Source organism: Vulcanococcus sp. Clear-D1 (genome assembly GCF_014654725.1).
Taxonomy (GTDB): domain Bacteria; phylum Cyanobacteriota; class Cyanobacteriia; order PCC-6307; family Cyanobiaceae; genus Vulcanococcus.
The window spans coordinates 313,699-338,635 of sequence record NZ_JACVZV010000018.1 but is presented as its reverse complement, the minus strand read 5'-3'; the positions used below and the strand labels follow the sequence as shown (position 1 = coordinate 338,635).

23 protein-coding genes and 1 tRNA gene are annotated in these 24,937 nt (G+C 59.9%); 16 read left to right on the top strand and 8 right to left on the bottom strand.

Going from position 1 to position 24,937, the window contains the following annotated elements; translation table 11 throughout:
• Positions 1–37: 37 nt before the first annotated feature.
• The 6 genes from H9532_RS08560 (at position 38) to H9532_RS08535 (ending at position 5,279) form a co-directional block, all read left to right on the top strand.
• On the top strand, positions 38–844 hold the full coding sequence (locus H9532_RS08560; protein WP_296367376.1) for a hypothetical protein: 807 nt from the start codon (positions 38–40) through the stop codon (positions 842–844).
• 31 nt (positions 845–875) lie between these two features.
• Positions 876–1,181, top strand: coding sequence for a thioredoxin family protein (locus H9532_RS08555; protein WP_296367374.1), 306 nt, complete (start codon positions 876–878; stop codon positions 1,179–1,181).
• A 406-nt stretch (positions 1,182–1,587) separates the two neighbouring features.
• Complete coding sequence (locus H9532_RS08550; RefSeq protein ID WP_296367372.1) at positions 1,588–2,541, top strand: hypothetical protein; 954 nt, start codon at positions 1,588–1,590, stop codon at positions 2,539–2,541.
• 72 nt (positions 2,542–2,613) lie between these two features.
• Entirely contained in the window at positions 2,614–2,982 is a 369-nt protein-coding gene (locus H9532_RS08545) for a hypothetical protein (protein WP_296367370.1), read from the top strand.
• Between the two features lie 170 nt (positions 2,983–3,152).
• The gene (locus tag H9532_RS08540) at positions 3,153–3,455 is read left to right on the top strand and encodes a hypothetical protein (protein WP_296367368.1); all 303 of its coding nucleotides are present in this window, start codon (positions 3,153–3,155) and stop codon (positions 3,453–3,455) included.
• A gap of 1,140 nt (positions 3,456–4,595) precedes the next feature.
• Positions 4,596–5,279 carry a recombinase family protein gene (locus tag H9532_RS08535; RefSeq protein WP_296367365.1) on the top strand — a complete coding sequence of 228 codons (684 nt, stop codon included), beginning with the start codon at positions 4,596–4,598 and terminating at the stop codon, positions 5,277–5,279.
• Between the two features lie 209 nt (positions 5,280–5,488).
• Here H9532_RS08535 and H9532_RS08530 read toward each other — a convergent pair whose 3' ends face one another.
• From H9532_RS08530 to H9532_RS08515, 4 genes are all read right to left on the bottom strand, one after another.
• Positions 5,489–6,880, bottom strand: a complete 1,392-nt coding sequence (locus tag H9532_RS08530; RefSeq protein ID WP_296367363.1) for a DUF1524 domain-containing protein — start codon at positions 6,878–6,880, stop codon at positions 5,489–5,491.
• A gap of 220 nt (positions 6,881–7,100) precedes the next feature.
• Positions 7,101–8,513 (bottom strand): AAA family ATPase, encoded by a 1,413-nt coding sequence (locus tag H9532_RS08525; RefSeq protein ID WP_296367361.1) that lies wholly within the window; start codon positions 8,511–8,513, stop codon positions 7,101–7,103.
• A gap of 62 nt (positions 8,514–8,575) precedes the next feature.
• Positions 8,576–8,740 carry a hypothetical protein gene (locus tag H9532_RS08520; RefSeq protein ID WP_296367359.1) on the bottom strand — a complete coding sequence of 55 codons (165 nt, stop codon included), beginning with the start codon at positions 8,738–8,740 and terminating at the stop codon, positions 8,576–8,578.
• Positions 8,741–9,357: 617 nt separating this feature from the next.
• A tRNA-Val gene (locus H9532_RS08515) sits at positions 9,358–9,429 on the bottom strand.
• 37 nt (positions 9,430–9,466) lie between these two features.
• Here H9532_RS08515 and H9532_RS08510 point away from each other — a divergent pair.
• Genes H9532_RS08510 through mazG form a run of 3 tightly spaced genes read left to right on the top strand, consistent with a single transcriptional unit; the run spans position 9,467 to position 11,559 of the window.
• Entirely contained in the window at positions 9,467–9,982 is a 516-nt protein-coding gene (locus H9532_RS08510) for a metal-binding protein (protein ID WP_296367357.1), read from the top strand.
• Between the two features lie 18 nt (positions 9,983–10,000).
• Complete coding sequence (locus tag H9532_RS08505) at positions 10,001–10,711, top strand: class I SAM-dependent methyltransferase (RefSeq protein WP_296367355.1); 711 nt, start codon at positions 10,001–10,003, stop codon at positions 10,709–10,711.
• An 11-nt stretch (positions 10,712–10,722) separates the two neighbouring features.
• Positions 10,723–11,559 (top strand): nucleoside triphosphate pyrophosphohydrolase, encoded by an 837-nt coding sequence (mazG, locus tag H9532_RS08500; RefSeq protein WP_296367353.1) that lies wholly within the window; start codon positions 10,723–10,725, stop codon positions 11,557–11,559.
• Here the strand turns inward: mazG and arfB are convergent.
• Entirely contained in the window at positions 11,541–11,972 is a 432-nt protein-coding gene (arfB, locus tag H9532_RS08495; protein ID WP_296367465.1) for an alternative ribosome rescue aminoacyl-tRNA hydrolase ArfB, read from the bottom strand. The two genes, mazG and arfB, sit on opposite strands and share 19 nt — an antisense overlap.
• Positions 11,973–12,031: 59 nt before the next feature.
• On the opposite strand from arfB, the gene H9532_RS08490 reads away from it, so the two are divergent.
• The 3 genes from H9532_RS08490 to speB are packed head-to-tail and all read left to right on the top strand — an operon-like array spanning position 12,032 to position 15,496.
• Complete coding sequence (locus tag H9532_RS08490; RefSeq protein WP_296367350.1) at positions 12,032–13,741, top strand: hypothetical protein; 1,710 nt, start codon at positions 12,032–12,034, stop codon at positions 13,739–13,741.
• Between the two features lie 26 nt (positions 13,742–13,767).
• The gene (speE, locus tag H9532_RS08485) at positions 13,768–14,631 is read left to right on the top strand and encodes a polyamine aminopropyltransferase (RefSeq protein ID WP_296367348.1); all 864 of its coding nucleotides are present in this window, start codon (positions 13,768–13,770) and stop codon (positions 14,629–14,631) included.
• Positions 14,632–14,635: 4 nt separating this feature from the next.
• Entirely contained in the window at positions 14,636–15,496 is an 861-nt protein-coding gene (gene speB / locus H9532_RS08480) for an agmatinase (protein ID WP_296367346.1), read from the top strand.
• 14 nt (positions 15,497–15,510) lie between these two features.
• Here speB and H9532_RS08475 read toward each other — a convergent pair whose 3' ends face one another.
• Entirely contained in the window at positions 15,511–15,906 is a 396-nt protein-coding gene (locus H9532_RS08475; RefSeq protein ID WP_296367345.1) for a cyclic nucleotide-binding domain-containing protein, read from the bottom strand.
• Positions 15,907–16,016: 110 nt separating this feature from the next.
• Positions 16,017–16,253, bottom strand: a complete 237-nt coding sequence (locus tag H9532_RS08470) for a hypothetical protein (RefSeq protein ID WP_296367343.1) — start codon at positions 16,251–16,253, stop codon at positions 16,017–16,019.
• Between the two features lie 155 nt (positions 16,254–16,408).
• Between H9532_RS08470 and gcvT the strand changes: the two genes are divergently transcribed.
• The 4 genes from gcvT to H9532_RS08450 all read left to right on the top strand — a co-directional run bounded on the left by gcvT (position 16,409) and on the right by H9532_RS08450 (position 22,441).
• Entirely contained in the window at positions 16,409–17,548 is a 1,140-nt protein-coding gene (gcvT, locus tag H9532_RS08465; protein ID WP_296367341.1) for a glycine cleavage system aminomethyltransferase GcvT, read from the top strand.
• A 129-nt stretch (positions 17,549–17,677) separates the two neighbouring features.
• Entirely contained in the window at positions 17,678–19,507 is a 1,830-nt protein-coding gene (gene aspS, locus H9532_RS08460; RefSeq protein WP_296367339.1) for an aspartate--tRNA ligase, read from the top strand.
• A 93-nt stretch (positions 19,508–19,600) separates the two neighbouring features.
• Positions 19,601–20,746: an RNA polymerase sigma factor, RpoD/SigA family gene (locus H9532_RS08455; RefSeq protein ID WP_296367337.1), complete on the top strand. Its 1,146-nt coding sequence runs from the start codon at positions 19,601–19,603 to the stop codon at positions 20,744–20,746.
• A gap of 54 nt (positions 20,747–20,800) precedes the next feature.
• Entirely contained in the window at positions 20,801–22,441 is a 1,641-nt protein-coding gene (locus tag H9532_RS08450) for a CTP synthase (RefSeq protein ID WP_296367335.1), read from the top strand.
• Positions 22,442–22,512: 71 nt separating this feature from the next.
• On the opposite strand, the gene H9532_RS08445 is transcribed toward H9532_RS08450, so the two are convergent.
• Positions 22,513–24,937 (bottom strand): hypothetical protein (locus H9532_RS08445; RefSeq protein WP_296367333.1); only part of this gene is annotated, 2,425 nt, incomplete at its 5' end.

Here is a 24,937-nt window from a genome sequence, read left to right as displayed (position 1 = left end):
ACAAGACCCCGCGCAGGGTGGAGGCTAGGGAGAGCCGATGAGGCGTGTGTTGGATCAGCAGCAGCGCCAATGGGACCTGAACCGCCTCAACTTCGAAGGCTGCTGGCAGGGCCGCAGCCACTGGTACCTCCGCAGCGAAGCCCTCGACCCCCTGCATCCCAGCCGCGTCATCGATGACACCTGCTACGACATTCAGTTCAGCGATCCAGATCACGGCGTCTGGGATGGCCGTGGCTTGCTCTTCGCACCAGAGGGGCGGCGCCGCTTGGCCTTGAGCCGCACCAGCTACAACAACGGCGGCAACTGCTGGCAGTTCAGCGGTGCTGGGGGGCAATCGAGTCTCCGCGTCGACGCCACTACCGAACGCTTCGGCCATGAGGTGAACCTGTTTGCCGGACGCGCCCGCTCAATGCTGGTGCTGCTCTGGGGACAGCATCCCGAAGTTGAACCCTGTGGCTGGAGCCTGGATGCGATCGGAGCCGTCGCCTTTCGTTGTGCGCATGCCAAGGAGCAGGATCCTGCGCGGCCCGAGCAGACCCCCGAGCAACTGCTGAGGGATCTGGAGGGGTGGCCCGGTGAGCAGGAATGCTGGCCTCACGAGCGGCTCACCCCGTGCGAACCCTTCAGCGCAGATCAGTTTGCGATTCACCCGCTCACAGCCAGCTTCGTGGATGGCTTGATCTGCTCCGTGCCCGAATGGCTACCCGAGGGAGCCTTCCGCCTCCAGATCGGCTGCCGCACCAGCGCCGATGCCTTCCAACAGATCAGCCTGGTATTTGGTGCACACCAACAGCTGGAGCTGTGTGAACGACGGCTCTACAGGCGAAGCCAGATCCACCCCTGATCGCTAGCTTCCGGGCAGTGCAGCCCGAAGCATGAGCTACACCGTTCTCAAGTTCAGCTCAGAAGATTGCGGTACCTGCCACCGCATGAGTCATTACGACGCCGCGGTGTGCAGCGAACTGGGCTGCAGCTTCGTGAGCGTGATGCTGCAGGACATCGAGGCCTATCGCCGCTACCGCCGCGTCCTTCTGGCCCAATACCCCGATAAACAAGGCATGGGCTGGCCCACCTATCTGGTGGTGAGTGATCCAGAAGGTGACTTCACCATCCACGGCGAACTGAAGGGCGGCATGCCCAAAGGCGATTTCCGAAATCGCCTCAGCGGTCTGATTCCCTGATGCCCGGTGCCGGGTTCGAACCAGCGACATCCTGCTTGTAAGGGAAGTCTGCGGCTAGGCCCCTGCATGCATAATTCAGTTGTAGCAAGGCTTGTGCCATGACCATGAGCGACGCGCCATGACCTACTAGGCCACCCTTGCGCGCATTTTGCGCGAATGCCAATCTGAAGCGAGCGCAAGACCTACTACCCTGCCCCGAATCACCAATGCAGCGGACTGGGAGAGGGGGCTCAGAGCCTCCGTGCGCAGCTCACTGGGCAGTGGCTGGACAGTTCGCGAAGATCGCGGGAAAGCGCGGCTCGAAGCCCGCACAGAGGCCACGAAGGGAACAATCACGCTGCCCTTCGACTGGTCGCGAGGAAATGTCGGCGACATCCTTGCTCGCACTAGAAACATATTTGCATTGGTGACCGACGGGTACGAACTGCGGGATGCAGCTCTAATTGCCAACAACAACCACAGGCTGGAAAGGATTCAATGGGAAGCAGCAGCAACAGCATTCCGAGCCAGACTACTCTCCTCCGGAAACAGGATCAAAGAACAGACATACCGCGAAGATTACGCGGCTTACATCGACTATGCCATTGAACTACTCTCCAGCAAAAAGCCACCGAGAAACGGTGGCGAGCTAGCCGAACAAACAGCGGAAAAATGGCGAGAGAAGCCAAGAGCCCTAGAAAAATGCTGTATTGCGATTAATCGTTTTCTTGAGTATGCAACAGAACACCATGGAGCGCCAGCAAAAAGCTGGCTCCTGTCCAGAGAAAGACTAAAAGAGATCAGAGGAAGACCGGCCAAAAAGAAGAGCCTTGCTCATCTTGAAGAAGAGGAAGTTCTACGACTTTTCGAAGAGAACAGGAAAGGAAGGAATGGTGCGGAATGGGCAAACTACGTGGCTCTAGTGGCCACCTATGGTCTCCGAAGGGAGGAACCCTGGCACTGCGAGCCGCGAGAACACCCAACAAAAGGATGGCAGATGTACTGCGCATACGAGAAAATATCAGGCAATGACCGAACAAAACCCCGGTGGCTGAGGGCGTTGCCACCCGAAGGATCCTCAGCATTGTGGGGAGACCTGGTCGAAGCTATGCGCCAAGGGAAGCTACCACTTCCAAATACAAACCCGCAGGCTTGGAACAATAGACTCGCCCGGATGAGCTACTGGCAGAGTCTTAACGAGAAATACGAAACAAAGATGAGGCTAAGTCTCAAGCCGGGTGCGCTTCGGGATACTTACAGTTTTCGCGCACACAGAAGGGGCCTACGCCTTAATACTATCTGCCTTGCAATGGGGCACTCAATAACCACTCATCAACAGCATTACGCATGGGCCTCAGAAGAGACTCCATACGACGACTAGCAGAACCCGCAATACAGATGGCACTTCTGCAGGCCCGTACAATAACCGTCCACCTACCACATCACACAAGAGATGTACAAACGCTATTACTCGGATAGAGACAATCGCGAATTCAATACCGAAGAAGAATGCCGAGACCATGAACTCTCAATCGAGGCAGTAGAGCACCTCTGCGCTGAACCCAAGCCGAAAGAGTTTTTTCAGCCTCCATACACCGAGGAAGCTGCAAGCGATTATCTATCAGACGAAGTCATAGAGAAGCTAGCCAAGAGATACGCCATGAATCCTGATTTTAGCGAACGGTTTTTTGGCAATATCGAGTTTTCTTTCTTTATTGAAAATCGAAATGCGTTCAGAAAGATAGTCGACTTGGCAGACGACATCCAGAATTACATAGAGACTGCGAAAAAGATTGATCAATACATAGACGATCCGCGCTAAAGGGCCTATCGGTCGCACTCGGGTATGATATGGACTCAATATCACATAGTACTTTGGCGCCATGTGCAGATTGTGCCTTCTGGCACTCTGATGAGAGCAGTAGAGGAGAATACGCTAATGGCACGTGTCATTTCAATCCACCCATTGGCTCAGAAGATGCCATCGCTCTCGTGCCGGTTCAAGTTGAGAATCCAGCGCTTTTAGATCTTCGCAGGAGCCTGGAAAATGCTACAAGTTTCTTAGAAGAACTACAGAGATTAAATCGCTACCCCGGGAATACAGGCAAGTGCTTTGATGAAATCAAGGCAATCCAACAGGAGATCAGAAGCGTGGAGGAGCAAGTGGCCGCAATCAGGAGAGAAATTGCCGAACAGGATATGTTTGTAATCAGATCCGAACAAGTTACGTACAAGAAAGGGCTGTGGCCGACAACATTAGCAACAGATATATGTGGTCAATGGAAGCCCCACTGAAAGGCTGCGCCCGTGGGCTTTGCTAGTGCCATTGAAGCGGCTTATCGCACTGTGAGCAGCCACATTAAACTGCCGATGTTTTTTTGGGTGAAGCGGTTCATTCGCACACAGACTATACTGATTTCATTCCATCGAATTAAAACAAGCTATACGTAACTATTGTTTTTAGGTCCAAATGTGTATAGATGCGATATCGTGGTGCTGCTATCCTGACAGCCAAGCATGCTTTAGTGGAAATGCCGCTGATGTTGGCTGATACCCTCTCGCCTAATCCGTTTCTTCTGATCTTCTCTTTATGAAACTCCTCAATGCAAAAGGGCTTTTTCTCGTTCCTTTTTTGATTACTGTCTCTCTTCCAGCGAGCACCGCAACTCCTCTACCTCCATATCACGATTCATGCCTTAAGGCTGTTGACTATGCGGGGTGCGTCAAGACGCTCTCTGGAGAAGCATCAAAGGAGAATACAACTAACATACGGATCGACCAGACAAATAGGCCTGGCTTGCTGTCCGAGGTTGGTAATCAGTGCCCCGCTGGATACGGTTATGCAGGTGGCGGCAGATGCCGTTCTGTTGTTTGCAAGGGTCTTGGCATATTTGGAAGAAATCAGAAAGAACTAGGCGGTAAGGGTCACCGATGCGGGGGGGGGGAGCTGAGGCCTTGAATCAGGGAATCATGTGGGGTCGAGGTACTCTTGCTTGGGGTAATGACTATGTCAATGCCAGCTTTAATCCAAACTGCCCTAACAGAGAAATGAGCATTGGAGACCTTAGTACTTGTCCGTCTTCCGAGTCGATTACCGCTCAGTGATTCATCTGCTTGCATTGTCTAGTGCATCTTGATTAGATCTTGCATGGGGCTAGTAGGCTGATGTTTCCGGTTGTTGTCCATGATGCAAGTCTGGTCTAACTTCTGCAGCCGTTCTGAAGACATAGAGAGATCAGTCACCTGCTCGCCTGCGATCTGAGCGACAACACGGCACGATGGCGCTATGGGCAATTCGCAATAAGCGTTGGACATTTGTCCAATCTCGCGGTCTCAAGCCAACGGCTCACGCGGAAACTAGCCAGCACTGACTAGGCAAGCCGCTAACAGTACCACCCACAACGATCGTAGTCTGTTGCGATCTGGGCTGGTGTCATGGCTGAGGTGGTCGCTTATTTCCGGGTTTCAACCAGTCGCCAGGGTGAGAGTGGCTACGGGCTGGAAGCTCAACAGGTGGCGGTGGAGGCCCTGCTGCAGCGCCTGGGTCACAACCTGGTGGGCCAGTTCACCGAGGTTGAATCGGGGCGCAGGGCGGATCGCCCGCAGCTCAAGGCGGCGCTGGCTGAAGCCCGCAGGCGCAAGGCGGTGTTATGCGTGGCAAAGCTGGATCGCCTGGCCCGTGACGTGGAGCTGATCGCCGGCTTGGTGAAGGAAACCGAGCGCAACGGCTTTGGGGGGCTGCTGTTCGCTGACTTCCCCGACGTCGATCCCGCCACCGCTGAAGGCGAGCTGTTCATCAATCAAATGGCCGCCTTCGCCCAATTTGAGGCCCGACGGATCAGTCAGCGCACAAAGGCCGGTCTGGCCGTTGCAAAGGCCCGTGGCGTGCAACTGGGTGGCGTGAGGCCCGGCACCATCAAAAGCAATGAAGCGGCCAAGCAACGGGCCACAGATAGTGCTGAGCGCGTCCGTCCAATTCTGGAAGCAATGGTAATTAAGGGCAGCACCTTGCGTGAAATGGCAAGTGGCCTTGCTGGTGCCGGATTCCTTACGCGTAATGGTCAGCCACTGAGCCCAACTCAGATCAAAAGGATGATCACCCGCCTCGGCATTAGCTAAGCGCTTCCAGAGCAATAACACGGAATAGCACCTAAGCGAGATGATGCATAACCTCTTTCAATTGGAATGCGACTTCATGATACTGGCCTAAATGTGCACATCGCAACGACGAAGACTTGCCTGTATTGCCGCCGTGAGGGCGAGTCGCACAATTCAGAAGTGCGCCCGAGAGGAGGCTCTGCATGCACTAAACATGCAAGCAGTCATTACTAGGCACTGCCTCCCTCTGAATCCTGCATGTATAAACGATGGCGCCGAATCAAGTCTTCAAGGGCTTGCGCGCCAATTGACTCATCATAATTCTTATAAGTAAGACGCCTGCCTAGATACGAGGAACTCTTGCTTACATTCTCTTCTGCAGTCAAGATCTGAAGATTAGATGGATGCCATGCAAGAGATTCATGGGTCCTCCAGCTCTCCCGCGGCAACGCGGCAAGAGGAACAATATGGTCTACATGAAAGAGAGCTCCATGATTATTGTTTTGAAATTCTAGAATTTTGTCAGCAATGATATCTCCATAGGCTTGGATCCACGAAGCGCTATCAAAAGACTCGCGATACTCCTTTCCTTGAACTTTCCTTATGCGCTCCCTTGCGCCTTGTGCAAAGCGACAGGCTATCGCAAATCTGCCCACCTTAGTCTTGTCGAGACAGTTTTCTTCCTTGGTCTTTTGGATAACTTCTTTTAGCACCAGAAGCTTTTCTGCTAATTCCCAAGAGGCATCTGCATATTGATGAATTAGCTCCCTGTCGAAAGCAGCTTCTGCTGACAAATAAAGATCCTTAGCATGAAAGGCATGGAATCTAACTGTTTCAAAGCAGTTGGTTGCACCAAGAGAAAACCACGGCGCACCTTGCGGTAGATGCTGATCGCGAATGCTGTAGATCCTCAAGTTATAAGCAAGTTTCTCCCAGTACTCCGGAAATAGCTCAAAAAGCTTAGACTTTAGTCCAGGAACGGATGAATCTCTGATGAGCTTGGCAACTATGCGTGACACCCCGGACGCCAGCTCCCCAGTCATGCCGAGATCTGAATATGGCTCTTCGGGGCGATCAACGGAAAACCACTCGGGTCCGGGCTGCACAACAACCCCTCTTTTTCGTCTGTTGATCCATATTGTCTCGCGAGAAGACCAACTGCTTCCGTCTACAAACTTTTCTCCCGTTAAAACTTCAGGATGCAAATCAACTATGGCTCTGCCTATGTCGCGTACGAGGTATGAAATATAAAAACTTAGAAAGAGAGTCGGATAAGGGTTGACTCGCGAAAGCCAGATGGGGCAGTTCTCGCTGACGACGGATCTCTGAATGTATTCGCCTTGATCCGAAGATACATCGAAAGCGGCAATATCCTCAAGCCTAATTCGACGCGAGATTTCATTCTTGAGGAAAATGGTCTCGAGATGGATAAAATCTGGCCCTTTATCAACTACTCTTATTCCACGATTATCGTAGTGCCAGATGCCGCCGGGAGCGTCTATTGGCGAATAAGTATGTTCTTCTCCTCGGTAGGCCCAAGGTCCCGAATTTGGGTCCAGGCCTCCTGAAAGGCAAGGAAGCTCTATCTCGTCGTGAATCCATTTGCTATGCGGAGAGTGCATAATTCAAGGCCAAAATGAGATTAGATTTTCTTGAAAATACAATGTCCTAGTGACTCACAGCTAAAACTGACAAGTGTTGTCATCTGTCGTGCAGTCAGAAAAACCCTCCGCACCACCCTCCGAAGCATCCTGAAGCCCCCCAACTATCTTTAAGCTGTTCTTATCCCTGATAGTGGAGTCGTAATCATCGACACCACTATCACCACCTACTTGATCGTCTTCAGAAAGGACAGTCAGAGTCCTCGTCGATAGCTTTTAGCCTGGAAGCCTCCGGACCCTCCGAAGCCTCCGCCTGAACATCCTCAATTGGCCAATACACAGTGAATTGCCTACACTCTTCAATGAGAATTTCCTTGTCGACCAAACCCTTCTCCTTCAACTGATCGAGTGTTGCCCGAGCTTTCCGCTTGCTGTCTTCATTTGGAGGCCCCCCAAACAACCTCCCGGCGACCATCTCAACAGTGGACTTTTCTCCATCGCACCATTCAGCCTTCAAGATCTTCAATACTTCTTTTTGACGATCATTGAGGCTGTTAAGAAGAGCAGCCTTCTGCTGCTCTTCTTCCATTTGCCGAAGTACTAAATCTAAGGCTTGACCATTCGTCCACTGTCCATTGCCATCCATTTCAGCTACAAGCTCATTTGAACGGCCACGGCCAATAGCAGTCATTTTGCGAGGGCCAGTAATTAAACCGTCAGAAGAGGAATCTTCAGATTCCTCTTTTAAGAATTGAAGCTTGACCAGCCAAGAAGCAATTTCGGCCATACGCATTGATCCGCGACCCGCCAACACGGGACTGGCGTTGCGATTACCTTTACTCACATGATGAATGACTATGACTGTGGCCCCATGGGGAGCCACAGCATCAGCTAAAGCAGACAAAGGATCGCCATAACTCGTGTCTTTATCTTGATAGCCCATGCCTTCCATGGCCTTGGTGTAGCTATCAAGCAAAACAATTAGCCCTGGGTACTGCTGCGCTTTGCGAGCAATAAAGTCAATGCCATCATCATCCAAACTAAAAACATCTTCGGCAGTCAAAAGCTCAATCCGCTCATCACCTACTAATTCATCATCAATGAGAAGGCCGGACGTATCTAAGCATTCAGCCCAGTCAGCTTCATTCATATCTGGACCACAAATCAAAATATGGCGACGACGATTCTGCTCAGAAAGTTTCCTCCCAAGGAAACTTTCCTCTCCATTCATCAATGCAGCCATAAACTGCAGAACAAGCAGTGTTTTACCAGTTTTGGCAAGAGCCATGAAGATATTAATTTGTCCGTCCATAATCAGACCTTCCCATAGCCACTTGCTTTTGGCACGTTTCAGCTTACGTCCGCTTGTAATTGGCTCATAAGCTGCGCGGCCTTTACGTCGCGCATCGTGCATCATCTTGCGCAGGTCGCTGTCATGAAGCCTAAGGTTGTATTTGTCCTTTAACTGACGCAGGATTGGAAGCCTGTCTAATTGCTTAAGGCTGTCGTTACTGACTACAGCCTCTACATCCTTTTTGAAAGCCTCAATTGCAATCTGTCCTTCCCTCACTGACTCTGGCAAGGAGGGTTCGGAGGGCTCGGAGGCTTGGAAAGAGGCCATCATTTCATCTAGGTCAAATGCTGAATCTTCCATTGTTATGATGGGATGGTAAGTAAGAAAAAGAACTTGGGCTCTTCTCCATGGAGAAGGGCTTTTTAGTTGCTATAAATCTTGCCTAAAAGCTGCTTGGCGTAGATGGCGGCGCCAGTCCTGATGATTTCGCAGCGTTGGATTTTCAAGGCCACGGCCGCCTCTTCAATGAGCTTTAGCTGCTCAGGAAGATAGCGAGTACCAATAGGTTCACCAAGATTGTCTTTCATGCCGTTATTGCCATAGCCATGCATCGCTTAAGCGTGCACAAATATGCTAACGAACAAGATGCAAATCCCGCTCAAGCAATGATGCATCACGAGAGCATGCTTTTACTACGTCTTTCTCGCATTGCTCAATGTTGTAAAGCACACGAGCCCGAGCGGAAGGCAAGGCACGGCGCCAATGCTTCCCTTGCTTAAGAAAATTAGACGCACGCCAACGAACGAGCGTGCGCTCAGATACGTGCAACTTGGCCGCGGCCTCTGGCTGAGGCGCCCAGGAAGTCGAATAGTTCATACCGAACAAACAGGAGGGCTGCCGGTCTTTCCACTCCCGGCGCTTGTCTTCCGTTCGGCGTCTCCCCTCGGCTTGCCAACCCCGAAGAACCTTGCTGAGTCACTCTTCCCTTGAGCCGATGGTCCTGCAGCAAGGCCGTATCCATCGCTTGTAAACCTCTGGGGCTTGGGAGCACGCCCTGATCAGAAGCTGTGGTCGTCGGTTGACCAAGTCAAACTAGGGCAAGTCAGCGCCAGATGTAGCGGTAGGGCTTCCCGAACAACACCAGCAACAGAGTGTTTTGCGCGCTTTTTGCGCGCTGATCGATCAGCTTCGACCCTCAAACCAATGCCCGGTGCCGGGTTCGAACCAGCGACATCCTGCTTGTAAGGCAGGCGCTCTACCGCTGAGCTAACCGGGCGGCTGCGCCATTCTGCAATGCAGCACCTACAGCCGGTATGGCCAGCGGCCAGCAGCACGACCGCGCCACTTGGATCCTGGCCCTGCCCTTCGGGCTGCTGTGGGGGCCCTGGCTGGGGCTCGCGGGGATCAGCGCCGCCGGGCTGGCCTTTTTGATCGGTGGGCTGTGGCTCTCTCCCGATCTCGACACGCGCTCCAACCCCAGTCACCGCTGGGGACCGCTGCGCCTGCTGTGGTGGCCCTACCGGCGGCTGCTGCGCCATCGCTCGCTGATCTCGCATTCACCGCTTCTGGGCAGTGCAGGCCGGCTGGTCTATCTGGCCGTGCTGGTGGGGCTGGCGTGTTGGCTGCTGCAGCCCTGGGGTGCACCGAGCCCGCTGCAACTGGGCCGGGGCCTGCAGATGCTCTGGCAGGAGCAGCGCGGGTTGAGCCTGGCGGTGCTGATCGGCGTGGAAGCCAGCGCCTGGCTGCATCTGATCCAAGACGGTGATCCCCTGCCGCGCCTGCCAAGGCTGCTGCAGCGCAAGCGACGCCGCCGCCGCAGACTCCGCTGAGCGGATCCCTCGCAGCCCATGGCCCTGCTCGACTTCGACGGTGACTACGGCCGCACCTACAACGCGCGCATCCGCCGGCTGATCCCCGCCTACGACGCGATCTTCGAGCTCGCGGCCGCAACCGCGGCGGCCTTACAGCCCCAGGCGCAACGGGTGCTGGTGGTAGGGGCCGGCACGGGCACGGAATTACCGGCGCTGCTGGAGGCACTGCCTCAGGCCACGTTCACCTTGGTGGAACCGAGCGAGCAGATGCGCGGTTTCTGCAGCGATCTGCTCGCTGGCATCGGCGCCACCGCACGGGTGGCGTGGGGCCCCGACCATCTCGATGCCGCCGCCCATCGCGCCTTCGAGGTGGTGATCAGCCACAACGTGATGCACGTTCTGGCCCCGGCAGCGCAAGAGCAGTTGCTCAGGCAGATGGCGGCGCATGTGGCACCAGGTGGCTGCCTGCTGCTGAGTAGCTACAGCGAATCAGGACCACCGGGCTTGGACCTGGGCCTGGCCATCGGCCGCACCCGCTTTGCAGCCCTGGGCATGGATAGCGCCACGATCGAAGCGGTGATGGCATCCCGCAACAGCAAGGTGTTCTCGATGGATGCGGAGCGGCTCGAGCAGCAGCTCACCAAGGCCGGGCTGGAGCCGCCGATCCAGCTGCTGCAGGCCCTGTTCAACCACCTTTGGCTGAGCCGGCGGTTGGTCCGGGAGTGCGAGGGTGGCGCCGACGCCTGAGCAGCAAACCGATGGCCGCCACGCCCGAAACCACCGCAGCGTTGAGCGAGTTGATCGCCGTGGTGGCCCAGCTGCGCAACCCGGAGGGCGGCTGCCCCTGGGATCTGGAGCAGACCCACGCCTCCCTGGTGCCCTATGTGCTGGAGGAAGCCCATGAGGTGGCCGATGCGATCCGCCATGGCGATGACGCCCATCTCAAAGAAGAACTGGGCGATCTACTCCTGCAGGTGGTGCTGCATGCGCAGATTGCCCAGGAAGACCGGCGGTTCGATCTGGCCGAGATCGCCGCAGGCATCAGCGAGAAACTGGTTCGTCGCCACCCCCATGTGTTCGCTGACGCCGAGGCCGCCGACAGCGCCGCGGTGAAAGCCAGTTGGGAAGCGATCAAGGCGGCGGAGAAGGCCGCGAATCCCGCTGGTGAGCCCTCCGCCAGCCCCCTCAGCGATCGCCTCGCCGGCAAGGTGCGCGGCCAGCCCGCCCTCGCCGGCGCGATGACCATCTCCAAGAAAGCCGCCGCAGCCGGCTTCGAGTGGGACGACATGGCCGGTGTGTGGGAGAAAGTGCACGAGGAACTCGATGAGCTCAAGGAAGCGGTGGCCAGCGGCAACAAGGCCCACGCCCAGGAGGAACTCGGCGATGTGCTGTTCACCCTGGTGAACGTGGCCCGCTGGTGCGGCATTGATCCAGAGGCCGGCCTAGCCGGCACCAACCGCCGCTTCCTCGATCGCTTCTCCCGCGTGGAGGCAGCGCTGGGCGGAAACCTGCAGAGCCGCAGCATCCGCGAACTGGAGGGCCTGTGGCAGCAAGCAAAAGCTGAGATTCGGGCCGCTCAGTCGTCCGGCGGCTGAATCCGCCCGCGCCGCTGCTGCTTCACAGCGCTGCGCTGCTTCTTGGCTTCCAGTCGCCGTTGCACCGAGCCACGCGTGGGCTTGGTAGCCCGCCTCGGCGGCGGCGGTGGCTTGATCGCCTCCTGCAGCAGCTCCACCAAACGCCGCTGGGCGGCCACGCGGTTCTGCCATTGGGAGCGGTGCTCACTGGCAGCAATCACCACGCAACCCTCCACCAGCCGCGCCTCCAGACGGCGCAACGCCCGCGCCAGCAGATGGGGCGGCAGCGACGGCGTCGCCGCCAGATCGAACAGCAGCTCCACCCGCGAATCGGTGGTGTTCACGTTCTGGCCGCCAGGCCCACTGGATCGGGAGAAACGCCAGCGCAGCTCCGAGGCAGGAATCACCCAGCGCTCACTCAGTCGCAGATCCAGTTGCCGAAATCAAGCCCAGCCACAAGCATGCCTGCAGTGCAATCACTGCAGCGATCGTCATGGGCCAGGGCTCGAGCTACGACCAGCTCCATCGCAACATCGTGATCCGAGCCGACATCTATGGCGGCGCCAACAGCACACCACGGATCCTGGCGGCGGGACTGGGCTTCGAGGGCATCACCGGAATCCCTGGCCTGCTGAGTGAAAACCAGATCGGCCTGGCGGAAACAGCAGGCGCGGGGGTGGTGCAGGAGCTACTGGGCCTGGATCCCGCCGCACCACTGCGCAACATCACCTCAGGCGTTTCGCCGGCAGGCGTGCAGATTGCTGGTTTCAGCAACAGCACGGCCACGCAGACCTTCATGGATGCGATGCCGATCGAATTCAGCCACCCGCTGCTGCCGAGCACGGTGCTGCCCGAGAACTTCCGCATCCACCTGAACACCGGTGAGGTGGTCACGCCCCTCTACGTGGCCCAGAACCCCAACCTCGACTTGAACGAGCGCCAGACCGTGGTGGCCTTTGGCTACTTCGCCAACCGCCTGCCAACTGGCGACCCCAACGCCGTGCATCCAGTGCGCTTCGAGGTGGTGAACGGTAATGGCACCCCTGTTCAGCTGATCACCCCCAAGGGTCTCGTGGATGGCACCGGCCTCAGCCAGACCAGCAACAACCCCTACGACCCCTTCAACGGCCCCACCCTGGTGGGCGCCAAGCTCAGCCGGCTGTCGTTGGCCGGGGATTACCCCGCACCGGCCTTCCCCAACTCGGTGGCGAACCATGGGGTGGAGTACTACGGCACCAGCGACAAGCTCTACCGGCTGCGGCTGTTCACCTCCGGCGGCTTCTCACCCGATGGCGTGAGCGGCTTTCTGCCCCAGGAGTTCGCGCGTTTCTTCCAGCTCACTGCCCAAGGCCCTGCTGGCGAGGCGATCACCATCGAACAAGCCGGCAGCTCCGTGAAGGTGAAGGGCGGCACCCTCAAGGTGAAGGGCATCGCCGATCTGGGCAACGGGCTTTCCGCCGATCCGGATTACACCTATGCGGAAGACCACGACAACCAGTTCGACATCATCATCAAGGCCTCCAGCCCCAAGGCGATCCGGGCCCTGGAGAGCGTGGTGCTGCCCGATCCACGCCTGGGCACCCACAGCCCCATCTACAACCCCGGCGGCCCCGGCACCGCGCCCCTGCCCGCCTATCGCTACACCCAGCCTTCCCCGGGGCAGACCCTCGCTGTGGAGTTCGCCCTGAAGGACCCCGCCACGGTGAGCTGGGCCGATCAGAGCCTGGCCAGCTACGACAACGCCGACGACCTGGCGGTGGCCTTTCGCCTGCGGGATCCGATCACCGGCGAATGGCGCCTGACCAGCAGCTCCAGCCAGGCCAGCCGCTGGGTGAGCTCCGGCGACTGGACGTTGGTGGACGTGCCCTTTGCGGCCAACCCCAACGACAGTTACACAACCGATGTGGTGGAGCTGCGCAACAGCCAGCGCAACGACTCGGTGTACACCGCTAATCCACGCCAGATCAGCCGGCTGGAACAGGCCGGCTACCGCAATCAAGGCAGCGTGTTCACGGCGTATGGAGAGCCCCTGCGGGGCCTTGATCCGGTGTGGCAGCTGGTCTCGCCCGATGGCCAGCACGCCACCACGGCCTCCCGGCAGGAGCGGCGCCACTGGCTCGAACAGGGTTGGCGTAACGATGGCGTGGCCTTCTACAGCGTGGGCTTCCCTAACGCAGCCCTAACCGGCGGGTGGGAGGCTTAGCTGGAAGGATCGATCAGCCCAGGCCTGTGAGCAGCGCACCCGCCCCCACCTCCGGCTGGGTAGATGAAGTCTTTGATGGCGTGCGCTACGGCCTGGCCGGCCGCGTCATCGCGGAGGAGCAGTCGCCCTTCCAGCGGGTCACGATCATCGAGAGCGAGCGCTACGGCAAGGGTCTGCTGCTCGATGGCTGCTGGATGACCGCGGAGCGCCAGGAGCGGCAATACCACGAATCGATCGTGCATCCGGCCCTCTGCGGTGCGGCACAGGTGGAGCGGGTGCTGGTGATCGGCGGCGGCGATGGCGGCACCGCCCGGGAGTGCCTACGCCACGCCGGCGTGCAGCACCTCGACATGGTGGAGATCGACGGGCTGGTGGTGGAGTGGAGCCAAAAGCACCTGCCGAGCATCGGCGCTGGCTGCTGGAGTGATCCGCGCTTCCACCTCACCGTGGGCGATGGCATCGCATGGGCCGCGAACGCTCCAGATGCAAGCTATGACGTGGTGATCGTGGATGGCTCCGATCCGGCCGGCCCGGCTGAGGGCCTGTTCAACCGCGCCTTCTTCGAGCAGTGCCGGCGCATCCTCAAACCCGGCGGCGTGTTCGCCACCCAGAGCGAATCACCCGAGGCCTTCCGCCAGGTGCACATCGACACGGTGAAGGTGATCCGCGAGGTGTTCGGCCACGCCGATCCGATGTATGGCTGGGTGCCGATGTATCCAAGCGGTTGGTGGAGCTGGACCTTCGCCGCCACCGATGCCCCCCGCTATCTGCAGCCTGACCCCACCCGTGCCGCCGCCGTGGCCGAGGGCTGCGAGATCTGGAGCCCCCGCTGGCAGCGCGGCGCCTTCGACGCCATCCCCGCCGCCATCGAACGCGCCCTCCGCGCCTGAAGCCATGTCCGACCTCTCTCTCTTCGATACCGACGGCGCCATCTACATGGGCAGCCAGCGCGATCCCGCCGGTTGCCGTGTTGGCGTCTTTGGTGTGCCCTACGACGGCACCACCTCCTTTCGACCGGGCACCCGCTTCGGCCCGGCCGCGATCCGGGAGGTGAGCCCGGGGCTGGAGAGCTACTGCCCCCAGCTCGATCGCGACCTGGAGGAGCTCGCCATCGCCGACCTCGGCGCCGTGGACATTCCCTTTGGAGCACCGGAACCGGTGGTGGCGGCCGTGAAGCAGGCCACCGAAACCGTGCTGGCCCTGGGGCTCAAACCCTTGATGCTCGGCGGGGAACACTCGATCAGCTCTGGTGCCGTGGCGGCTGTCGCCGAGAAGCACCCGGATCTGGTGCTGGTGCAGCTCGATGCCCACGCCGATCTCCGCCATGAATGGCTCGGCGCGCACCACAGCCATGCCTGCGCGATGCGCCGCTGCCTGGAGGTGCTGCCGAGCCAACAGCTGCTGCAGATCGCGATCCGCAGCGGCACCCGCGAGGAATTCTCCGAACTGCGGCAGACGGGCCGGCTGGTGGCGATCGAACGGATGGCCGAGGCGCTCAAGCCCCTGCGCGGCAAGCCGCTCTATCTCACCGTGGACCTCGACTGGTTCGACCCGGCCGTGATGGCCGGCACCGGCACCCCCGAACCCGGGGGATTCCTCTGGAGCGATTTCGCTGCCCTTGTGGATGAGCTGCGCCACCACAATCTGGTGGCTGCCGATGTGGTGGAGCTGGCACCGATGCTCGATCCCACCGGCGTGAGCAGCGTGCTCGCCTCAAAAGTGGTTCGGAGCCTGCTGTTCCTGCTGGATCGCTGAGCGCAGGGCGCGATTCAGTAGGCGCAGGTGCCGCTGGAACGCTGCTCCCGCAGGCGTTCGTGCTGCTGGCCGATCAACAGGATCGCCATGGTGGGGTGGTTGTGCAGCAGGTTGAGAAAGCGCAGCCGATCGAGCCGTACCAGCTCAACAGGCGTGCGAGCCACCGCATCGTTGTGGCGCACGTCCTCGTTCCAGACGATGTCTTCGTAGCTGAACAGCTCGCCGGGGCGATAGCAGAGCTTGTCGCCTTGAGAGTTGATCACCTCAACGATGCCGCGGCGCACGCCGTAGATGGCATCCGCCGCCTGACCGCGGCTGAAGATCACCGCGCCCGTCGCAAACGACACCGTCTCGCTGTCCACCTGGGTGGCCATCAATTCGATCGGACTGGCAACGGCGGCAACAGCCATCAACGATGTCCCCATGAAGCCGTGTGGATCCAGCTTGGCACCGCCCAACAAGTGCATTGGCGTGCTGGAACACATTCACCACCACCAAGACCCGAATCTTCCCTTTCTCTTCAGCTTTCCAGCACGTCCGCGAGGGCCAGCTGCCGCTCTCCGTGCTGAGGCAGCAGCTCCGCCGGGCTGTCGCCCATCACCGGCAACCGCGGTGGACGCGCCGTCCAGTGATGGCACCACAGCTCTGCCGCAAGCTCCTGATCAATCGGCAGCTTGCGCAGCTGACACCAGCCCATTTCCGCGCCGCTGGACAGCGTGCAGTGGCGACAGCTGCGGCAGCAGGGGCGGTTGCCCATGGGGGCCTGCAAGGGGGCTCAACGTAGGCAGCTCCAGAGGCTGTGGCCAGTGCAGAAACCGAACCTCCGGGTTCTCTTCGGACTGTTGAAGCCCAGCGGTGGATCACACCGCCTCGATTCGCGCTCCATAGGATCCAGATCGATGCCAAGCCGCCATGGGGGCCCCTTCGCTCCACGCTGAACCCCTGCGTCGCACGCCACTCTTTGAGGCTGCACGCAGCACCGGCGGGCGCATGGTGCCCTTTGCGGGCTGGGAGATGGCGGTGCAGTACGCCGGCCTCCTTCAAGAACACAAAGCCGTGCGGGAGCGCTGCGGCCTGTTCGACATCTCCCACATGGGGGTGCTGCGCCTCAGCGGTCCCGGCGCCAAAGACGTGCTGCAGGGCCTCGTGCCGACCGATCTGTTTCGGATTGGCCCGGGGGAGGCCTGCTACACGGTGCTGCTCAACGAGCAGGGCGGCATCCGCGATGACCTGATCGTCTACGACCGTGGCTGGGATGAAACCACCCAGGCCCACGAGCTGCTGCTGGTGATCAATGCCGCCTGCGCCGAGGCCGACACCGCCTGGATTCGCAGCCAGCTGGAGCCCGCGGGGATCCGCGTGGCCGACCACAAAGGCGATGGGGTGCTGCTGGCCCTGCAGGGGCCGGAAGCCGCAGCCCAACTGGAGGCCATCAGCGGCACCTCCCTGGCCGGCCTGCCCCGCTTCGGCCATCGCAACCTCATCCTGCCGGGCATCGGCGAGGCCTTCGTGGCCCGCACCGGCTACACCGGGGAAGACGGTTTCGAGTTACTGCTGGGGCGTGAAGCCGGGCTGAGCTTCTGGAACCTCTGCCAGGAACGCGGCCTCCAGCCCTGCGGCCTTGGTGCCCGCGACACGCTGCGCCTGGAAGCAGCCATGCATCTGTATGGAAGCGATATGGATAGCTCCACCTCACCGCTGGAAGTGGGCCTGGGCTGGCTGGTGCATCTGGAGATGCCCAAGCCCTTTGTGGGGCGTGAGGTGCTGGAGCAGCAGACGAGTGCCGGCGTAGAGCGACGCCTGGTGGGCCTTCAGCTGCAGGGCCGTGCCATCCCCCGCCACGGCTATCCGGTACTGGCGCGCGGCGCCGACGCGGGAAGCACTCCGATCGGCACGGTCACCAGCGGCGGCTGGTCCCCCAGCCTTGAGGCCGGCATTGCGCTGGCGCTGGTGGATACCGCTGCCGCCAAGCTCGGCAGCCAGCTGTCAGTGGAGATCCGCGGCAAAGCCGAACCCGCCCAGGTGGTGAAGCGACCGTTCTATCGGGGCTAATCAATCGGCCCGGACACGATCCAAGATCCCGTACAAGCTGTACAGAACCCTGGACCCCTTTAGCTGCGGCGCGGCCACTGATCCAGGCGCCCTAATGGGACAATCGCCGATTGCGTTTCCCTCCTCAGCATGCGCAGCCACGGATGCGGCGACCTGCGCCCCGATGCCACCGGCCAGGCCGTGCAACTGTGCGGCTGGGTGGACCGCAGCCGTGATCACGGCGGTGTGATCTTCATCGACCTGCGCGACCGCAGCGGCACGGTGCAGATCACCGTGGACCCCGACAACGGCGCCGAGATGTTCGCCGTGGCGGAGCACCTGCGCAACGAAACGGTGATCCAGGTTGAGGGCAAGGTGCGCGAGCGCCCCGCCGATGCCATCAACGAGAAGCTGGCCACGGGCCGGGTGGAAGTGCTGGCCAGCGCCATCACGGTGCTCAACAGCGTGAAGGGCAACCTGCCCTTCGCCGTGTCGGTGCACGACGAGGAGAACACCCGCGAAGAGCTGCGGCTGCGCCACCGCTACCTCGACCTGCGCCGCGAGCGCATGAACAGCAATCTGCGCCTGCGGGCCCAAACCATCCAGGCGGCGCGCCGCTTCCTCGAAGACCAGGGCTTCATCGAGGTGGAGACCCCGGTGCTCACCCGCTCCACCCCCGAGGGCGCCCGCGACTACCTGGTGCCGTCCCGCGTCTGCGGCGGTGAATGGTTCGCCCTGCCCCAATCCCCCCAGCTGTTCAAGCAGCTGCTGATGGTGGGCGGCATCGAGCGCTACTACCAGGTGGCCCGCTGCTTCCGCGACGAAGACCTGCGCGCCGATCGCCAGCCGGAATTCACCCAGCTGGACATGGAGATGAGCTTCATGGACCAGGAGCAGATCCTCGAGCTCAACGAATCCCTGATCGCTTCCATCTGGAAAACCGTGAAGGGCGTGGAGCTGCCCCGCCCCTTCCCGCGCCTCACCTGGCATGACGCCATGGAGCGCTACGGCACCGACCGCCCCGACACCCGCTACGGCATGGAGCTCACCAACGTGAGCGACCTGGTGGCTGACATGGGCTTCAAGGTGTTCAGCGGCGCCGTGGCCGCCGGCGGTTCGGTGAAGTGCATCGCCGTGCCCGGCGGCAACGATGCGGTGAGCAACGTGCGCATCAAGCCCGGCGGTGATGTGTTCAGCGAGGCCCAGAAAGCTGGTGCCGGTGGCCTGGCCTTCATCCGCGTGCGCGAGGGCGGCGAGATCGACACGATCGGCGCCATCAAAGACAACCTCACAGACGAGAAGAAGGCCGAGCTGCTGCAGCGCACCGGCGCCGAGCCCGGCACCTTGATCCTGTTTGGCGCCGGCGACACCGCCACGGTGAACAAGGCCCTCGATCGGGTGCGCCAGTACCTGGCCCGCGAGCTGGACATGGTGAAGCCCGACAGCGAGAACGACAGCTGGAACTTCCTCTGGGTGGTGGATTTCCCGATGTTCGAGTTCAACGAAGACGAGAACCGCTATGAGGCGCTGCACCACCCCTTCTGCGCCCCCAACGCAGGCGACCTGGGCAACGACCCGGCCGCCTGGGCCGACACCCTGCCGGGCGCCCGCGCCCAGGCCTACGACCTGGTGCTCAACGGCCTGGAGCTGGGCGGCGGCTCCCTGCGCATCCACGATTCCGCCCTGCAGCGCCAGGTGCTCCAAACCGTTGGCCTCCCCCTGGAGGAAGCCAATCAGCAGTTCGGCTTCCTGATGGAAGCGCTCGACATGGGCGCCCCGCCCCACGGCGGCCTGGCCTTTGGTCTCGATCGCATGGTGATGCTGCTGGCCGGTGAGGAATCCATCCGCGACACCATCGCCTTCCCCAAGACCCAACAAGCCCGCTGCCTGATGACCGGCGCCCCTGGCGGTGTGGCCACCAAGCAGCTCGAGGAGCTGCACGTGGCCAGCACCTGGGTGGAGGAGGAGGCCGAAGGCTGAGCTCCTCGCCGGCAATCCCGAACAGAAACGCGTGATTTGAGGGTCGATCTCAATTGAGACTCGATCGTGAGGGTGCTGTTGCGGGCGAAGCCTGTGTCTAAGGGCCCTCCCAGCCCCAAGCCCTCAACCGGCAGCCGGCGCGGCAGCACGGATCTGGTGCGCCTCTACCTGCAGGACATCGGCCGGGTGGATCTGCTCAGCCATGAGGAGGAACTCACCCTGGCGCGCCAGGTGCAGCGGCGGGAACGGCTGCTGCGGGAGCGGCGGCGCCTTGCGGCAACGCATCCAGCGCTGCAAGAGCTGATCAATCTGGAAGACGACCAACAGCGCCTGGCGTCGCAGCTGGGCCACTGGCCAGCCGTGCAGCAGTGGGCTGAACAGCAGCGGTGCACGGTGAGCGAGCTACGGGAACAGATCCGCCAGAAGCAACAGGCCTGGGCCGAGCACAGCAACCTCAGCGTGGCCGAGCTGAAGCAAGCGCTGCATCACGGCCGCCGCGCCCGCGACCGCATGATCCAAGCCAACCTCCGCCTGGTGGTGGCCGTAGCCAAGAAATACAAACAGCGGGGCATGGAGCTGCTCGATCTGGTGCAGGAGGGCACCCTCGGCCTGGAGCGGGCCGTGGAGAAATACGACCCCACCCGCGGCTTCCGCTTCAGCACCTACGCCTATTGGTGGATTCGCCAGGGCATCACCCGCGCCATCGCCACCCAGAGCCGCACGATCCGGCTGCCGGTGCATGTGACCGAGAAGCTCAACCGCATCAAAAAGGCGCAGCGCCAGATCGCCACCGAACATGGCCGCCTGGCTTCGGTGAGCGACCTGGCCCGCGAGCTGGGCCTCAGCGAGGAGGTGGTGCGGCTCACCCTGATGCGGGTGCCGCGCTCGGTGTCACTCGATACGCGGGTGGGCCGCGACCAGGACACCCAACTCGGCGATCTGCTCGAAGACAGCCACGCCACCCCGGAGCAGGAGCTCACCCGCGAGTCCCTGCACGATGACCTCGAGTCGCTCCTGGAGGAGCTCACCGCCCGGGAAGCCGCCGTGATCCGGCTGCGCTATGGCCTGGAAGACGACACCCCCCAGACCCTCTCCCAGATCGGCGAAGACCTGCACCTGTCGCGGGAGCGGGTGCGCCAGATCGAATCGCGCGCCCTGCTCAAGCTGCGCCAACCTCAACGCCGCTGCCGCGTGCAGGACTACATGCGCAGCCTCGACAACGACCAACCCTCGAGCTAGCGGCCTGGAGGCGCCCCGAGCCGGCCGGTAAATTGAAGGGTCGCTACGGATGCCATGGCCAAATTCGTCTTCGTGACCGGTGGCGTGGTATCGAGCATCGGCAAGGGGATCGTGGCCGCCAGCCTGGGGCGCCTGCTCAAGAGCCGGGGCTACAGCGTTTCGATCCTCAAGCTGGATCCGTATCTGAATGTGGACCCGGGCACGATGAGCCCGTTCCAGCACGGTGAGGTATTCGTCACCGAAGACGGCGCCGAGACCGACCTCGACCTGGGCCACTACGAACGCTTCACCGACACCGCCATGTCGCGCCTCAACAGCGTGACCACCGGCTCGATCTACCAGTCGGTGATCAACAAGGAGCGCCGCGGCGACTACAACGGCGGCACCGTGCAGGTGATCCCCCACATCACCGGCGAGATCCGCGAACGCATCCATCGGGTGGCCGCCAACTCCGGCGCCGATGTGGTGATCACAGAGATCGGCGGCACCGTGGGCGACATCGAGTCGCTGCCCTTCCTCGAAGCGATCCGCGAATTCCGTGGCGACGTAGGCCGCAACGACCTGGCCTACGTGCACGTAACCCTGCTGCCCTACATCGGCACCTCAGGCGAACTGAAAACCAAGCCCACCCAGCACTCCGTGAAGGAGCTGCGCTCGATCGGCATCCAGCCCGATGTGTTGGTGTGCCGCAGCGACCGGCCCATCAGCGAAGACCTCAAGGGCAAGATCGGCGGGTTCTGCGGCGTGCCCCGCCGCGCTGTGATCCCGGCCCTCGATGCCGACAGCATCTACGCCGTGCCCATCACCCTCGAGCAGGAGGGCCTCTGCCGCGAAGTGCTCGATCTGCTCGGCCTGGCCGACCACGACAGCGACATGGCCCGCTGGGCGGAGATGGTGGCCAAGCTGCGCAACCCCGGCCCCTCGGTGAAGGTGGCGCTGGTGGGCAAATACGTGCAGCTCAACGACGCCTACCTCTCGGTGGTGGAGGCTCTGCGCCACGCCTGCACCGACCTGGGGGCCGGCCTGGATTTGCACTGGATCTGCGCCGAACAGATCGAAGAGCAGGGTGCCGATGTATTGCTGCGCGGCATGGATGCGGTGGTGGTGCCGGGTGGCTTCGGCAACCGCGGCGTCGACGGCAAGGTGACCGCGATCCGCTGGGCGCGCGAACAGCGGGTGCCCTTCCTGGGCCTCTGCCTGGGCATGCAGTGCGCCGTGATCGAGTGGGCCCGCAACCAGGCGGGCCTCACAGGCGCCACCAGTGCCGAACTCGATGCCGAGACGGCCCACCCTGTGATCCACCTGCTGCCCGAGCAGCAGGACGTGGTCGACCTAGGCGGCACGATGCGCCTGGGCGTGTATCCATGCCGCCTGACCCCCGGCACCATGGCCCACGAGCTCTACGGCGATGAGGTGGTGTACGAGCGCCACCGCCACCGCTACGAGTTCAACAACGCCTACCGCAACCTGTTCCTGGAATCGGGCTACGAGATCAGCGGCACCTCCCCCGACGGCCGCCTGGTGGAACTGATCGAGCTGAAGAACCATCCCTTCTTCACGGCCTGCCAGTACCACCCCGAATTCCTCTCGCGCCCCGGCCGGCCCCACCCCCTGTTCCGCGGACTGATCGAGGCCGCCCAGGCCCAGGCAAATGACCTCGGCATGAAACAAAGGGTTGAAGCAGTGACGCACTGAGCGCATAAAAAACCGCTCGCCACGTAGACGAGCGGTTTCCGCAACCCACTGTTGTCAAGCGAATTAAGCGCTCATGGGATGAGCGACATCTCGTCGTGAATCACCCGACTACCATCACCAGAGGTGAAACACGTCATCGATAGAAGCTCCGGAGGAGCTTTAACCATCAGGCCGGTTGCGTCACACGAACCCAGACACCACTGATCACCGAGGATGGCCAGCCAATCAGCATCGAAGGGGAGACTGGACAACATATCCTGAAGCGAAACCGGTGAGGAATCGCAGTCACCAAGAAGGCCTGGGAGTGAGAACCCCCACCCATCTGGGTTGACCATGGGAACAGAGCAATCCTCGGGGATACCAGTCAAGGGATCCTTCTGGGAAGGTCCATCCGACATAACTGGAGCATCGGCCATAAAGCTGGCGTCAGCAGCCTGGGTCACCCTGCCGTCATCCCAGGTGACAAGGGATGTGCCTGCAACGATCACATCACCATCGGCCCCAACGACTGAGGAGCTGCCTACCTGATAGCCAAGGCTGATACTGGCAATCCCCAGATCGTCAAGAGAAAGAAACTCCCCTTGATCACTGATTCCATTGCTGTTGGCATCCGACCAGAGACCGAACTTACCCCACTCGGAATCAAGCGAGCTCAACAAGCCATCTCCGTTGGAGTCAAAGGCAAGCGCAAGCGCTTCAAGATCAGTCGAAGCCTGTGGCGCCCATTGGGTGAACACAAACTCCCTAGAAAGGGTGATCGCCCCGTCTTGATTGAGGTCATAGGCCAAGAGACCAACTGCAGCGCCAGCCCAGGCAGTGGCCTGACATTCTCCCGAGCCGGTGTAATCAAATTGAACACCGGCTTCACGAGAGAGGAAGCCGAAGCCGTCACCATCAAGATCGACCACGATGGGCGCGATGGCAACAGATCCCTCTGGAACCTGAGCTGAAGAATCCGGAATAACAACGACATCGAGATCATCCCCCACCTCACCGGCAACACTTAGCTGAAAATCAGTGGACACGAAATCACCATCGCGATCGGCAATAGACAACGTGAAGGAGGCTTCAAGAGCTGGCGGAACATCGCCCAAATATTCGGGATAAGCAGGCTGATCAATCCGAAGGCCACCAGAAGAAGCATCGTTTAGTATCACGACTGACTGGATCAAATAACCATCGGCGAATCCGAAGTCAATCTGATCCAAATAGTCAGAAAGCACGACAGGGATATCCTCGAGCAAATCGGAAAGCGCGAAATCGCAGGTTTGCGATTCTCCCGATTCATTCACGACAACAACGGTGACAAACAGGCTTGCCGTTTGCATACCGCCGGTAAAACCCGAAGGCACAAAGCGGAAATCCTGGACACCGCCAAGCTTGTCTTCACCTGGAAGAGATTCACCACCAAGAGAATTATTCTGATAAAAGCGGATCATGATGGATTCACCAGAATCCACGGTCTGGGCCGGATTACCACCACCAGTAGAGGATTTGACACCCCAGCCCTGCCCTGACGTGTTCACACCGGCAGGGTCTTCTCCAATCAGAGCCGTAACAAGCACATCGGCGGAGTCACCAGCAGGCAAATAAATAGAGCCAACTGGAGCACCTGGCGTGGTTTCATCGCTAACTGTATCCAACTTGGTGAAATCAAATGCACGCGCCTTGATCTCAACGGAGTCCTCGCCATCAGCATCGAGCTTGATCGTGGCTACATCAACACGACTGGAATCATTAACCGGGGCCCCAGTTGCAACCTGATAAAGGGCAAACGTGAGCCGGCCATCATTCAGCAAGTCACTGGAAAGCTCGAGAAAGCAATCGACATCCCCAGCATCAGCCATCCAACGATTCTCGGCGCCCTGCACACGCACCAGATCCAAGAACACTCCATCCACAGTCAGCTTCAGGCTTTCCAGCGAGGCAATGGGATCACGATCCGCACCAGGCTCCCAGTCATAAATGATGGCTGGATCAAGAGCACCGTTGCGATTTCCGGAGCTCACCTCAATATTACCACCGCTATCAAGAGGAATATCATCGACTACAGTGATCTCCGAAGACTCAGTAGCGGTATTACCCGACGCGTCTTCAAGCGTGAGCTCGAAAGAATCAATGAGGCTATCTATGCCGTCATCAGGATGGCCGGAGCTTTTGTCGAGAGAATAAAGATAGTCAACAACGCCGCTAATCTTGTCATAGCCGACAATAGTTAACTGCCCAGAAGAGGAATTAAACGGACCAGATTCGACAATGTCGCCATTCTCGTCGATAGCTATAGCTGGCTCGCCATTGACAAGGAGTGAAACAAAGCCATCAGGCGCACTAGGGGTAAAGGTGCCCGAGCAAGTCAGCCCTAAGGGATCAGGATCTGTACCCTCATCCAGATTACGCTCATAAACAGTTAACTCATCACCAGAGAGAATAATTTCCGGAGGATCGTCAACCGCCGTGACGCTGATACCAAGAGTGGAGGCATCAGTGCTTGAACCA